This window comes from Gilliamella sp. GillExp13, assembly GCF_001690815.1.
Taxonomy (GTDB): Bacteria; Pseudomonadota; Gammaproteobacteria; order Enterobacterales; family Orbaceae; genus Gilliamella; species Gilliamella bombi.
Genome location: NZ_LZHJ01000023.1, coordinates 30,776 through 43,885 on the forward strand (window position 1 = coordinate 30,776; position 13,110 = coordinate 43,885).

Annotated in this window: 13 protein-coding genes and 1 riboswitch; of the genes, 10 read left to right on the top strand and 3 right to left on the bottom strand. The window is 34.4% G+C overall.

The window, feature by feature from the left end:
• Nucleotides 1–6 precede the first annotated feature (6 nt).
• Nucleotides 7–1,353: an acetyl-CoA carboxylase biotin carboxylase subunit gene (gene accC, locus A9G37_RS01670; protein ID WP_034909703.1), complete on the top strand. Its 1,347-nt coding sequence runs from the start codon at nucleotides 7–9 to the stop codon at nucleotides 1,351–1,353.
• Between the two features lie 68 nt (nucleotides 1,354–1,421).
• Nucleotides 1,422–2,060, top strand: a complete 639-nt coding sequence (locus tag A9G37_RS01675; RefSeq protein ID WP_034909704.1) for a bifunctional 4-hydroxy-2-oxoglutarate aldolase/2-dehydro-3-deoxy-phosphogluconate aldolase — start codon at nucleotides 1,422–1,424, stop codon at nucleotides 2,058–2,060.
• A 57-nt stretch (nucleotides 2,061–2,117) separates the two neighbouring features.
• On the opposite strand, the gene A9G37_RS01680 is transcribed toward A9G37_RS01675, so the two are convergent.
• Nucleotides 2,118–2,888 carry an ABC transporter permease gene (locus tag A9G37_RS01680; RefSeq protein WP_034909705.1) on the bottom strand — a complete coding sequence of 257 codons (771 nt, stop codon included), beginning with the start codon at nucleotides 2,886–2,888 and terminating at the stop codon, nucleotides 2,118–2,120.
• Nucleotides 2,881–3,825 carry an ABC transporter ATP-binding protein gene (locus tag A9G37_RS01685; protein ID WP_065574436.1) on the bottom strand — a complete coding sequence of 315 codons (945 nt, stop codon included), beginning with the start codon at nucleotides 3,823–3,825 and terminating at the stop codon, nucleotides 2,881–2,883. Before A9G37_RS01685 ends, A9G37_RS01680 begins: the two co-directional genes overlap by 8 nt.
• Nucleotides 3,826–4,051: 226 nt before the next feature.
• Here A9G37_RS01685 and mog point away from each other — a divergent pair, with 226 nt between their 5' ends.
• The 5 genes from mog to cysS all read left to right on the top strand — a co-directional run bounded on the left by mog (nucleotide 4,052) and on the right by cysS (nucleotide 9,141).
• Nucleotides 4,052–4,630, top strand: a complete 579-nt coding sequence (gene mog / locus A9G37_RS01690) for a molybdopterin adenylyltransferase (RefSeq protein WP_065574437.1) — start codon at nucleotides 4,052–4,054, stop codon at nucleotides 4,628–4,630.
• Nucleotides 4,631–4,792: 162 nt separating this feature from the next.
• The gene (argR, locus tag A9G37_RS01695; RefSeq protein ID WP_065560627.1) at nucleotides 4,793–5,251 is read left to right on the top strand and encodes a transcriptional regulator ArgR; all 459 of its coding nucleotides are present in this window, start codon (nucleotides 4,793–4,795) and stop codon (nucleotides 5,249–5,251) included.
• Between the two features lie 108 nt (nucleotides 5,252–5,359).
• Nucleotides 5,360–5,533: riboswitch (Lysine riboswitch) on the top strand.
• 74 nt (nucleotides 5,534–5,607) lie between these two features.
• Nucleotides 5,608–6,972: a lysine-sensitive aspartokinase 3 gene (lysC, locus tag A9G37_RS01700; protein WP_034909713.1), complete on the top strand. Its 1,365-nt coding sequence runs from the start codon at nucleotides 5,608–5,610 to the stop codon at nucleotides 6,970–6,972.
• A gap of 305 nt (nucleotides 6,973–7,277) precedes the next feature.
• Entirely contained in the window at nucleotides 7,278–7,523 is a 246-nt protein-coding gene (locus A9G37_RS01705; RefSeq protein ID WP_065574438.1) for a GlsB/YeaQ/YmgE family stress response membrane protein, read from the top strand.
• Nucleotides 7,524–7,743: 220 nt separating this feature from the next.
• Nucleotides 7,744–9,141: a cysteine--tRNA ligase gene (cysS, locus tag A9G37_RS01710; protein ID WP_065574439.1), complete on the top strand. Its 1,398-nt coding sequence runs from the start codon at nucleotides 7,744–7,746 to the stop codon at nucleotides 9,139–9,141.
• Between the two features lie 101 nt (nucleotides 9,142–9,242).
• On the opposite strand, the gene trmJ is transcribed toward cysS, so the two are convergent.
• Entirely contained in the window at nucleotides 9,243–9,932 is a 690-nt protein-coding gene (trmJ, locus tag A9G37_RS01715) for a tRNA (cytosine(32)/uridine(32)-2'-O)-methyltransferase TrmJ (protein ID WP_051634114.1), read from the bottom strand.
• 314 nt (nucleotides 9,933–10,246) lie between these two features.
• On the opposite strand from trmJ, the gene raiA reads away from it, so the two are divergent.
• From raiA to mutY, 3 genes are all read left to right on the top strand, one after another.
• A complete protein-coding gene (gene raiA, locus A9G37_RS01720; protein ID WP_034909721.1) occupies nucleotides 10,247–10,579 on the top strand; it encodes a ribosome-associated translation inhibitor RaiA in 333 nt (110 codons plus the stop codon).
• A 101-nt stretch (nucleotides 10,580–10,680) separates the two neighbouring features.
• Nucleotides 10,681–11,832, top strand: coding sequence for a bifunctional chorismate mutase/prephenate dehydratase (gene pheA / locus A9G37_RS01725; RefSeq protein ID WP_065574440.1), 1,152 nt, complete (start codon nucleotides 10,681–10,683; stop codon nucleotides 11,830–11,832).
• A 5-nt stretch (nucleotides 11,833–11,837) separates the two neighbouring features.
• Nucleotides 11,838–12,878, top strand: a complete 1,041-nt coding sequence (mutY, locus tag A9G37_RS01730; RefSeq protein WP_065574441.1) for an A/G-specific adenine glycosylase — start codon at nucleotides 11,838–11,840, stop codon at nucleotides 12,876–12,878.
• Nucleotides 12,879–13,110: the final 232 nt, after the last annotated feature.

The following is a 13,110-nucleotide window of genomic DNA, read 5'->3' on the forward strand; positions in this document are numbered from 1 at the left end:
TTGAATATGCTTGATAAAATTCTTATTGCGAATCGTGGAGAAATAGCTCTACGTATCTTACGAGCATGTAAAGAACTTGGAATAAAAACTGTCGCCGTTCACTCTACGGCAGATAAAGACTTAAAACATGTATTACTTGCAGATGAAACCGTCTGTATTGGCTCAGCAGCTTCGGTAAAAAGTTACCTTAATGTTCCTGCATTAATTTCAGCTGCGGAAGTAACCGGATCAGCTGCTATTCATCCAGGTTATGGTTTCTTATCTGAAAATGCAGATTTTGCTGAGCAAGTTGAACGATCTGGATTTATTTTTGTTGGTCCTAAACCTGATACTATTCGCCTTATGGGAGATAAAGTATCAGCAATTCACGCCATGAAAAAAGCAGGGGTTCCTTGTGTACCTGGTTCAGATGGCCCTCTAAGTAGTGATATTGAAATTAATAAACAAATTGCCAAGCAAATCGGCTATCCTGTTATTATTAAAGCTTCTGGTGGCGGTGGCGGACGAGGCATGCGTATTGTTCGTGAAGAAAATGATCTTGAACAATCTATCAAAATGACCAAGTTAGAGGCCAAAACTGCTTTCAACAATGATATGGTTTACATGGAAAAATTCCTTGAAAATCCACGTCATATTGAAATCCAAGTACTTTCTGATGGTCAAGGAAATGCAGTTTATTTAGGTGAACGAGACTGCTCAATGCAAAGACGACATCAGAAAGTTGTTGAAGAAGCACCTGCTGTTGGTATTACACCTAAAATGCGTAAATTCATCGGTGAGCGTTGCGTTAATGCATGTATCGAGATTGGCTACCGAGGAGCTGGCACATTCGAATTTTTATTTGAAAATGGCGAATTTTATTTCATTGAAATGAATACCCGTATTCAAGTAGAACATCCTGTTACTGAAATGATAACCGGAGTTGATCTAATTAGAGAACAAATTTTAATTGCAGCCGGCAAACCACTTTCAATTAAACAAAGTGATATTGAAATTAAAGGTCATGCGATTGAATGTAGAATTAATGCTGAAGATCCCAAATCTTTTATGCCATCACCAGGAAAAATCACTCGCTTCCATGCACCAGGTGGCTTCGGCATTCGTTGGGAATCGCATATTTATGCTGGTTATAGTGTCCCACCTTACTATGACTCAATGATTGGTAAATTAATTGCTTATGGTGAAACACGTGAAGTCGCCATAGCACGTATGAAAAATGCGTTAGCCGAACTGGTTATTGATGGGATCAAAACCAATATTGATCTTCATATTGATATTATGAACGATAAAGGTTTCCAAAAAGGCGGCACAAATATTCATTATTTAGAAAAGAAATTAGGTATTTATGAATAACAAAATAATCCCTATTTATTAGGGATTATTGCTTTATTTAAGTATCAATAAGGTATGGGTAGAAACAAATGAAACAATGGAAACGAAGTGCTGAAGAAATTTTAACTATGGGACCAGTGGTTCCAGTTATCGTTATTGAACGAATTGAGGATGCTGTACCACTAGCTAGAGCTCTCATTGCTGGCGGGGTGAAGGTACTGGAAGTAACGTTAAGAACAGCTTGTGCGATTGAAGCAATTAAGAAAATCATCAAAGAAGTTCCTGAAGCAATTGTAGGAGCAGGAACAGTAACTAGTGTTGAACAACTAAAACAGGTTACTGAAGCTGGTGTAGAGTTTGTTATTACACCAGGAATTACCGATGCTATTTTAGAAGCGGCAGTTGCAGGCCCTATCCCTGTTATTCCTGGTATTGCAACTATTTCTGAATTATTAAAAGCCCAAGAATATGGTTTAACGGCATTAAAATTCTTCCCAGCTGAAATCAATGGCGGAGTTGCAGCATTAAAGGCATTTTCTGGACCTTGCGGATACATGAAGTTTTGCCCTACAGGCGGTGTGAATCCTAAAAACTACCGTGATTATTTGGCACTTAATAATGTACTATGTGTTGGTGGAACTTGGTTTATTCCAACGGATGCCATAGCAAAAGGTGATTTTTCTAAAATCACTGAAATGGCTAAGGAAGCTGTTGCTGGTGCACAGTAGCTAATATTATTCCGCCGATACAATAATCGGCGGTTAATTACTGTTTCCTAACTTTAATTAACTTCTCAATCCTAGCCCTCTATCAATCAGTCGCCATGCAATTACATAAAGTACAGTCACAAATAAAATTAGCATTGAAAAAGTGATCCATAACGGCACGTCTGACACGCCCAAAAATCCATAACGAAAACCGTTAATCATATAAACGATGGGATTAATTTTCGATACCCATTGCCAAAAAGTTGGTAACATAGTAATTGAGTAAAAAACACCACCAAGATAAGTTAATGGTGTTAACACAAATGTTGGAATAATACTTATATCATCAAACGTTTTGGCAAATACTGCATTGAGTAGACCTGCTAATGAAAATAAAATCGAGGTCAATAGCAATGTAAAAATAACAAACAACCAAGAATGTACATCAAAGCGAACAAAAAATAGCGATACGATAGTAACCAAAATACCCGTTAAAATACCGCGCATCACACCGCCACCGACATATCCTAGAATAAGAATATTTGTTGGTACTGGTGCCACCAATATTTCTTCAATATTACGTTGAAATTTAGCACTAAAAAAGGATGAACAAACATTGGTATAGGAATTAGTAATTACTGACATCATTATTAAGCCTGGCACAATAAATTCCATATAGCTAAAACCACCCATGTCACCAACACGAGAGCCAATTAAATTACCAAAGATAATAAAATAAAGCGACATGGTAATAACAGGTGGAATTAAGGTCTGGATCCAAATTCTTAAAAATCGGGTTACTTCTTTACGCCAAATACTTTTTAAGGCAATCCAATATAAATTATTCATTAATGCCACCTTTTTGTTTAGTATCACTATGCAACAGCTCAACAAATAACTCTTCTAATCGATTCGCTTTATTTCGTACGCTGATTACTTTAATATTTTGTTTATTTAATTGTTCAAATAATTGATTTAATCCATTTTGTTTATCTACTTTCACTTCCAACATACCAGGCTCAACATCGGAATAATTATAGCCATTTAACTCAATCTGCTTAGGCGTCGCCACATAATCAATAACAATTATTTCAGATTGGCTTTTAGCCAATAGCTCACGCATTGATGAGTTTGCTATCAATCTGCCGCTCTGAATAATACCAATATTTCTACAGAGCATTTCTGCCTCTTCTAAATAATGTGTGGTTAAAATAATTGTGATACCTTGACGATTGATTTCACGTAAAAAATCCCACATAGAACGGCGTAATTCAATATCAACGCCTGCTGTCGGCTCATCAAGAATTAATAATTTAGGTTCATGCACGAGGGCTCTGGCTATCATTAATCGCCTTTTCATTCCACCTGATAGCATATTAGCTCGACTATGGCGTTTATCCCACAAATCTAAAACTCGCAAATATTTTTCGGCTCGCTCTAATGCGATTTTTCGGGGCAATCCATAATAACCACCTTGATTAGTGACTATTTGTAACACTTCTTCAAATTGATTAAAATTGAATTCTTGCGGTACAATTCCTAATTGTCTTTTGGCATTTACAATATCGGTATCTAAGTCGTAGCCAAAGATTTTTACTTGCCCACAAGTTTTAGTCACTAATGAACTAATAATACCTATAGTTGTTGATTTACCAGCACCATTTGGTCCTAGCAAAGCATAAAAATCACCAGCTTGTACAGTTAAATCGATACCTTTTAATGCTTCTATACCATTTTTATAAATTTTTTTGAGTGAGATTAACTCAAGTGCAGGAATTGATGGCATGAATATATCCTAAGTGAATCAATTGTTATTTTAATAATATGATATCATGTTTAATGAATCGACAATATAATCAATCATTGTAAAAACCTTTTTAGTTTAATTTTATTTATATCAATATAAATAAAATTATAATTTCTAAAATAGAACACATATTATTAATTAAATACTAATAACGTATCTTTAATTATCAATCTGCGTCTAAGTTATTGCTTAAGGAATAAGTATCATGTTTAAGATTGGATTAGTTTCAGTATCAGATAGAGCATCAAGTGGTATTTACCAAGATGAGGGTATACCATCATTAATATCATGGTTACAAACAGCACTGAAAACACCATTTACAACCGAAAACCATATTATTCCAGATGAGCAAGTTGTTATTGAAAAAACATTATGCGAACTTGTTGATAATCAACATTGCCATTTAATTTTAACTACTGGTGGTACAGGCCCTGCGCCTAGAGACGTAACCCCAGATGCAACATTAGCAATCGCTGATCGTGTAATGCCTGGTTACGGCGAACAGATGCGTCAGATCAGTTTACATTTTGTACCAACTGCTATTTTATCTAGGCAAGTTGGTGTTATTCGCAAAAAATGTCTAATCATCAACCTACCTGGAAGGCCAAAATCAATTAAAGAAACACTTGAGGGTGTTAAAGATGATCAAGGTAATGTTATTGTGAGTGGCATATTTGCTAGTATCCCTTATTGTATACAACTACTAGAAGGACCTTATATTGAAACCTATGACCAAATAGTGAAATCTTATAGACCGAAGGATGCTATTAAATCAACACTTTAATTTTATGCTATTTTACGCATAATTATGTATATAATAATTGCTACTGATACATTAAAATTGGTAGTAGTTATTTTGGTTTAAATATCAATTAAACTTTATTATGAGTCTTATAACAACATTTATTAGTAGTAAAGAGTAACAAATTAGAAGCCAAGGAACATTATGAAACAAGCTAATCTCACAAAAACATTTAAAGAGATGCTTCGTCAAGAGAAGTTTAGTTCACAAGTAGAAATCGTACAAGCGTTACAAGAACAAGGATTTGATAACATTAATCAATCAAAAGTTTCACGTATGCTAACAAAATTTGGTGCGGTAAGAACCAGAAATGCAAAATCCGAAATGGTCTATTGTTTACCTGCAGAAATAAGCGTACCAACAACTAGTAGCCCATTGAAAAATTTAGTGATTGATATTGATTTCAATAGCTCAATGGTGGTAATACGTACTAGCCCAGGCGCAGCTCAACTCATTGCTCGATTACTAGACTCAATTGGTAAATCGGAAGGTATTTTAGGTTCAATTGCTGGTGATGATACAATCTTTAGTACACCAACTAAAGAATGTACAGTAAAAAAATTATATCAGACCATTATTGAATTGTTTGAACGAGAGCTATAAATCTTTCAATTTCACTTTATTACAACCAAATAATTTTTAACTTTTAACCTATTGACACAATTAATAAAATCGTTAATCCTATATAGTGCTGATTTCGTAACAGAAGTTGCAAAACGAAGAGGCGCATTACTCAGGTAAGTCATTTTAGGGACTGGAACCACTAATAAATGATCGAGGGGACGTAATGCCGAGGTTTGATTACCCATCCAGAAGTAATTAAATCGACTGCAAGGGCTGAATCCCTTGGGTTGTCACCTTAACAGGTGGAGCGCTTCATGGTTTGTACTTTTTAATTGTAAATAGAACATGCCAGCTCTAACTCTGTTAAAAATAAAAATTTTTAATATGAGGAATCCATGGAAACATCATTTGTAATAGCTAAATTTGGTGGTACTAGTGTTGCCGATTATCTAGCAATGGTTAATAGTGCCAATATTGTAATAGCTAACCCTAACGTAAAGGTTGTTGTATTATCAGCCTCCGCTGGTGTAACAAATTTGTTAGTTGCATTAGCAGAAGGACGTGACGCTGAAGTAAGATCTCAACATATTGCGAAAATTCAATCGATTCAATACAACATTCTAGAACAATTACCTGAAAATCCCAAACTACACGCAGAAATAGACCAAATCATTACCAATATAGCCTCATTGTCAGAAGCGGCAAGCTTAGCAACATCACCTGCGTTAACCGATGAGCTTGTTAGTCACGGTGAAATTATGTCTTCAAAACTGTTTGTCGAAATACTAAAAGAAAAACAGAAAAAAGCCATGTGGTTTGACGTACGAAAAGTTATGCGCACCAACGATAACTTTGGTAAAGCAACACCTAAAATTGAAGATATTAAACAGCTTTGTTGTGCCCATTTAAAGTCATTAGACAATAGTTGTGTCATTGTGACACAAGGATTTATTGGTAGTGAAAGTTCTGGAAAAACCACTACTTTAGGACGAGGTGGAAGTGACTATACAGCAGCTTTATTAGGTGAAGCATTGGGTGCAACTCAAATTGATATTTGGACTGATGTTGCTGGAATTTATACTAACGATCCTCGCATTACTCCAGCAGCTAAACGCATTGATGAAATATCTTTTGCGGAGGCGGCCGAAATGGCAACGTTTGGAGCAAAAGTACTACACCCAGCAACGCTAGTCCCAGCTGTACGTAGCAATATTCCAGTCTTTGTTGGTTCAAGTAAAGAACCACAAGATGGAGGAACTATTGTTTATAGTACTAATAGCATCACATCTAAATTACCTGTCTTCAGAGCATTAGCGTTACGTCGTAAACAAACCTTACTAACTTTAACCAGTTTAAATATGCTACATGCACAAGGCTTTCTTGCAAATGTGTTTACGATATTAGCCAAGTATAACATTTCGGTTGATTTAGTAACCACATCAGAAGTAAGTATTGCACTAACCATCGACACTACTGGTACAAACACCAACGGAAACAGTTTATTAACGAAAGAATTATTTGATGAATTATCAAATGTTTGTCATGTCGATATAGAAGAAGATTTAGCACTCATTGCTATTATTGGTAATAACCTAACCTCAACCAGAGGTATTGCAAAAGAAGTGTTTGGTGTATTAGATGAATTTATTATTAGGCTTTGCTGTTATGGGGCAAGTACACACAATCTTTGCTTATTAGCAAAAAGCAATGATGCCGAATCAATTATCAAAATTCTACATAAAACAATTTTCGAACAATAATATATTAAGGGAGATTAAACCTCCCTTTTAATTACGTTTAGTTATCTTCCTATATTCATCAAGTATATGTCCAGAGTTGGAAACATGGTCAAATACTTTAATTTTAATTAAAAAAATCATAAGTTAACAAATTACCAACAACATTTACCCACAAAACCATAAATCATTGATTATTAAAAAATTTACCGTCATCTATTATTTTTAATCAATTGATTAAAACTATTACATTGAGCATCAACATCTGTTAGATTTTTTAATTTATTTGAGTAAACTAAAATTAATTTCAATAAAAGAAGGAAATTATCATGGCTATTATAAGTTGGGTTATTTTAGGATTAATTGCCGGCTGGATTGCAAAGTTTTTCATGCCACTAGGGCGTGTAGGGGTTATTAAAACTATTTTATTAGGCATAGCAGGAGCCTTAGTGGGTGGGTATATTAGCACCTTCTTTGGTTGGGGTAGTGTAACTGGATTTAATTTCCCTAGTTTGTTAATTTCAGTACTTGGGTCGATTATACTCATTTATATCTATCGCCATTTAAGACAATAAGTTATTTTAATTTAAATTGGCGGGTAAACCGCCAATTTAAATAAGATTATAGTACATCATATTTCTCATCATTAACACAAACTCAACAAATCTAATTCAGTTATATTGGTATATGCATTTTCTCAATTTTGCTTACAAAGTTCTTAATAAGTAATTTCGTCATATGCAGAATTTTGTTATATTATCTAACAAATCCATCAATTTTACCCTGTAAATTATAATGTTAAAAATATTCAATACATTAACGCGCGAAAAAGAAATATTTCAACCAATTACCCCTAATAGAGTTGGACTCTATGTTTGTGGAGTGACAATTTACGATCTTTGTCATATTGGTCACGGACGTACTTTCGTAGCTTTCGATGTTGTCGCACGTTATTTACGTTTTTTAGGTTACGATTTAACTTATGTTCGTAATATTACTGATGTTGATGACAAAATAATTAGACGTGCGTTCGAAAATGGTGAAACCTGTGATCAACTTACAGATAGAATGCTACAAGAAATGTATGCCGATTTTGATGCACTAAATATTCGTCGACCTGATATAGAGCCTCGTGCAACTCATCATATGCCACAAATTATCAAATTAGTTGAAGAGCTTCTCGAAAAAAAACATGCATATATTGCTAATAATGGTGATGTCATGTTTTCGGTAGACAGCGATCCGAATTACGGTATTTTATCTCGCCAAAATTTAGAACAATTACAAGCTGGTGCTCGAGTTGAAGTTGTTGATGTTAAACAAAATCCAATGGATTTTGTATTATGGAAAATGTCAAAACCTAACGAACCAAGTTGGGATTCACCATGGGGTAAAGGTCGCCCTGGTTGGCACATTGAATGTTCAGCAATGAACAGCTATCAATTAGGCAATCACTTTGATATTCACGGTGGCGGTTCAGATTTAATGTTTCCACATCATGAAAACGAAATTACCCAATCAACTTGTGCGCATAACGGTCAATATGTAAATTACTGGATGCACTCAGGTATGGTGATGGTCGACCAAGAAAAAATGTCAAAATCACTCAATAATTTTTTCACTATTCGCGATGTATTAAAGCATTATGATCCTGAAACAGTACGTTATTTTTTACTATCTGGTCATTATCGTAGTCAGTTAAATTATAGTGAAGATAATTTAAAACAAGCAAGAATGGCACTTGAGCGACTATATACAGCCTTGCGAGATACTGATGCGAATCATCCACATACGACACCTGATAGTAATTATTATCGCCAGTTTTGTAACGCAATGGATGATGACTTTAATACACCAGAAGCTTATTCAACGCTTTTTGATCTGGCTCGTGAAATAAACAAAGCCAAAGCCGATAATAATATGCAACTCGCTAATGAATTAGCAGCTGAGTTACGTTATTTATCAGCAGTTCTTGGATTATTAGAACAAGATCCTGTTAAATTTTTACAAGGTGATAAGCAAGATGATGTTGATGTGGCATTAGTTGAAGCATTAATAAAACAACGTAACGAAGCAAGAGCAAGCAAAAATTGGTCTCAGGCCGATGAAGCACGTGACAAACTAAATGCAATGAATATTGTTCTTGAAGATAGTGCAAATGGCACAACATGGCGCAAAAAAGCTAAAAGCTAACATACTTAGAATTGATATTTTGATTAATAGATAAGATACTACATTAAACAGTATCAACCTTAAAATAGCACCCACAAATCTGTGGGTGTTTCTATTTGTCATCAATGTAAAATTTTATTAATCGAAGTTAAAATGCCACGCAAAATATTTAGTTCCTGTTGTTCAATACGTGCACGTGTAAATAATCGACGCAAACGCCCCATAATTTGTCCTGGATGATTGGCATTAATAAAGCCTGTCTGTAATAAAGTTTGTTCTAAATGCTGGTAAAAGCGCTCTATATCAGCATCTATAGGAAACTCAGTTTCAGCCATATTCTCATTCTCCTTTTCAGATTGCTGATCTTCAAGATTGAGCATTGACATGCGAATTTCATAACACAAAACCTGTACCGACATAGCAAGATTTAAAGAACTATAACTAGGGTTAGCTGGAATTCCAACATGATAATGGCACTTTTGCAATTCTTCATTAGTTAAACCAACACGCTCACGCCCAAATACCAAAGCGACTTGAGTATGGAGATTTGAGGCTTCTTGAATAATCTTATCGCCACACTTTTTGGGAGTTAAATATGGCCACTGTAAACTACGAGAACGCGCACTAGTACCAATCACTAAAGTACAATCAGCAATGGCTTGTTCAAGTGAAGAAAAGATTTGTGCATTTTTTATAATATCACTGGCACCTGCAGCTAACGAAATCGATTGAGAATCAGGCTTTATGATCGGATTAACTAAACAAAGGTTAGTTAATCCCATGGTTTTCATTGCTCTCGCAGCAGAGCCCATATTGCCTGTATGAGATGTTTCAACCAAAACAATCTTCACATTATCTAAATAATTCACATTGTCCCCATTATTAAATAATTACTATAACACAGGATAAACTAAATAATTATTAATACAGTATATATTAAAACCATGGTAAAATCAGTTTCATCTGGTCCACATGTTATGCAATATTTAGTCAATGAAATCTATTTTAAAATTAAACTAATAAAAATCAGGCAAAAACAAAAATCTTATTAAAGAGACTAAAATAATTTGCCAATATAGTAACAACATTAAAATTAACTTTGTTGATAAAAAAGAGGAGGTCAATTATGAGTTTAAGTATTACCAGTAAACAAATGGATGTTACCCCTGCAATTCGTAGCTACCTAGAAGATAAGTTTTCGAAGTTAGATAAATGGAGAGCACTGCTAATCAACCCTCATTTTATTTTATCTAAAGAACCAGATGGATTTATTGTTGATGCAACAATTGCCACCAAAGGAACCTCATTAGTTGCTTCTGCCAAACATATTGATATGTATGCTGCAATAAATGACCTTATTGATAAGCTTGAAAAACAACTTAATAAGCTACAACACAAAAACGAATCTCGACGTACAGTTAACAGCATAAAAGACGCAGTATTAGAAGAAGAAATTTAATTTGTCAATTTTCTTGATTGAATAAAAAGGCACTTTGATGGTGCCTTTATTTTTTTGCTTGTTATAATATAAACTATCTTTTTTTAAATAATTAATAAAAAATGGCTACAAATCCTTTATTATCCTTGCGAGATAAAATTAATAAATTAGATAAAGCATTGTTAGAGCTTATTGCCCAGAGGCGCCAACTTTCAACACAAGTAATTCATACAAAAATTGAAGCAAATATTCCTGTGCGTGATATTGATCGTGAGCGTTCACTTATCAGAACTTTAATCAATGAAGGCAAAGACTATCATCTTGATGATATTTTCATTAAACGCTTATATCAATTAATTATTGAAGATTCTGTACTATTACAACAAAAAATCTTGCAAGAAAAACTTAATCTCAGCACAATCACCACAGCCAAAGTTGCCTTTTTAGGCCCCAAAGGATCTTATTCGCATTCTGCTGCGCGCCGCTATGCTAGCGCTCACTTAGATGAAATGATTGAATTAAGCTGTTCAACCTTTAAAGAGATTTTTAAACAAGTCGAAAATGGTGCCGTAGATTATGGAATCTTACCAATAGAAAATTCAAGTTCTGGCTCAATTAATGAAGTTTATGATTTATTGCAAAAAACTAATCTACATATTATTGGTGAGCTCTTCTTACCTATTGATCATTGTGTTCTTGCTATACAAAATTCACAGCTAGAGCAAATCGATACTATTTATAGCCATCCACAACCATTCCAGCAATGTAGTAACTTCTTAGAGAACTATCCTCATTGGAAAATCATATACTGTGATAGTACTTCATCAGCAATGGAAACTGTAACTAAATTGAATCAACCTAATGTTGCAGCTATGGGTAATAAAGATGGTGGTGAATTATATGGGCTACAAGTCCTTGAACGTAATTTTGCTAATCAAAAAGAAAACATTACTCGTTTTATTGTGTTAGCTCGTCAGCCAATAGAAGTATCTGCTCAAATCTCGGCTAAAACCACAATTCTTATGAAAACAGGTCAGCAAGCTGGTGCTTTAGTTGATGCGCTATCGGTATTACGTAACCATAACATTGTTATGACTAAACTTGAATCACGCCCAATTCATGGTACGCCTTGGGAAGAGATGTTTTATATTGATTTGCAAGGTAACATTCATTCTTATGAAATGCAAACAGCTCTCAAAGAATTGGCATCAATGACTTTATATACTAAGGTACTAGGGTGCTATCCTAGTGATTCTATTGTTGCTGCAATGTAATAACTATGACAATACAACACTTTTCACAAGCTGTCCTGACGTGGTATGAACAATATGGCAGAAAATCGCTACCATGGCAGGTCGAAAAAAGCTCTTATCATGTTTGGTTGTCTGAAGTGATGCTACAGCAAACCCAAGTTGCAACAGTTATTCCTTACTTTAATCGTTTTATTGAGCATTTCCCACAAATAACAGATTTAGCAAAAGCGCCAATTGATGATGTATTGCATCTTTGGACAGGACTTGGTTATTATGCAAGAGCACGTAATTTACATAACGCTGCACAATTAATTGTTAATAAATTTAATGGTATGTTCCCTACAAAGTTCAATGATGTCATTGCACTTCCAGGTATAGGACGCTCAACAGCTGGAGCAATTTTATCTCTTGCACAAAATCAACATTACCCAATTTTAGATGGAAATGTAAAACGCGTTTTAACCCGATATTTTGCTGTTGAAGGTTGGCCTGGTATTAAAACTGTCGAAAATAAACTTTGGCAATTAAGTGAACAAGTCACACCAAAACATAAGGTAGCAAAATTTAATCAAGCTATGATGGATATTGGGGCGATGGTTTGTACACGCACTAAACCTAAATGCTCCTTATGCCCATTGCAAAACCATTGTATAGCATATAAAACTGAAAGCTGGCAACTCTATCCCACAAAAAAAACTAAAAATGCCATTCCCCAAAAGACAGCCTATTTTTTAATGCTAGAATATGATCATACAATTTGGCTTGAAAAAAGGCCTCCGTCTGGTATTTGGGGAGGATTATATTGTTTTCCTCAATTTTCAAGTAAACAAGCAATAACTGACTGGTTAAAAAAACAAGGTATCGAAACAACAGCACCAAAGCAACTTGTTGCATTTCGCCACACATTTAGTCATTTTCACTTAGATATTTTTCCTATTTATTGTGTCATTACCAAGTATACAAAATGTTTTAATGAACATAGTGGCTATTGGTATAAACTAAAATCTAACAACGCAAAAATAGGTCTTGCTACCCCTGTTTATAACTTATTAAAACAAACAGTTTAATCACGATTTATTATCAATATTGGTGCACTTTTTAGTGCATCATTATTATTCTTGTTTAACTATAATTTGCTAAGCGCATTAGATCATGCGGCTTTAGTTCAGTTCAGTTTACTTATTTTATGGTTGGATTGTTATTTCTGGAATAGATTCTTAATCTATTAAGTATCATAATTGATTTTTATACTGAAACACATACTTACCTGAAAGTTTTTGACAGACACAATAATAACTA

What these genes read in the sequence shown, in the direction of transcription:
- cysS (WP_065574439.1), top strand. Translation starts at nt 7,744, where the DNA reads ATGTTAAAAATATTCAATACATTAACGCGCGAAAAAGAAATATTTCAA.
- trmJ (WP_051634114.1), bottom strand. Translation starts at nt 9,932, where the DNA reads ATGGGCTCTGCTGCGAGAGCAATGAAAACCATGGGATTAACTAACCTT.
- accC (WP_034909703.1), top strand. Translation starts at nt 7, where the DNA reads ATGCTTGATAAAATTCTTATTGCGAATCGTGGAGAAATAGCTCTACGT.
- A9G37_RS01680 (WP_034909705.1), bottom strand. Translation starts at nt 2,888, where the DNA reads ATGAATAATTTATATTGGATTGCCTTAAAAAGTATTTGGCGTAAAGAA.
- argR (WP_065560627.1), top strand. Translation starts at nt 4,793, where the DNA reads ATGAAACAAGCTAATCTCACAAAAACATTTAAAGAGATGCTTCGTCAA.
- mog (WP_065574437.1), top strand. Translation starts at nt 4,052, where the DNA reads ATGTTTAAGATTGGATTAGTTTCAGTATCAGATAGAGCATCAAGTGGT.
- lysC (WP_034909713.1), top strand. Translation starts at nt 5,608, where the DNA reads ATGGAAACATCATTTGTAATAGCTAAATTTGGTGGTACTAGTGTTGCC.
- mutY (WP_065574441.1), top strand. Translation starts at nt 11,838, where the DNA reads ATGACAATACAACACTTTTCACAAGCTGTCCTGACGTGGTATGAACAA.
- A9G37_RS01705 (WP_065574438.1), top strand. Translation starts at nt 7,278, where the DNA reads ATGGCTATTATAAGTTGGGTTATTTTAGGATTAATTGCCGGCTGGATT.
- pheA (WP_065574440.1), top strand. Translation starts at nt 10,681, where the DNA reads ATGGCTACAAATCCTTTATTATCCTTGCGAGATAAAATTAATAAATTA.
- raiA (WP_034909721.1), top strand. Translation starts at nt 10,247, where the DNA reads ATGAGTTTAAGTATTACCAGTAAACAAATGGATGTTACCCCTGCAATT.
- A9G37_RS01675 (WP_034909704.1), top strand. Translation starts at nt 1,422, where the DNA reads ATGAAACAATGGAAACGAAGTGCTGAAGAAATTTTAACTATGGGACCA.
- A9G37_RS01685 (WP_065574436.1), bottom strand. Translation starts at nt 3,825, where the DNA reads ATGCCATCAATTCCTGCACTTGAGTTAATCTCACTCAAAAAAATTTAT.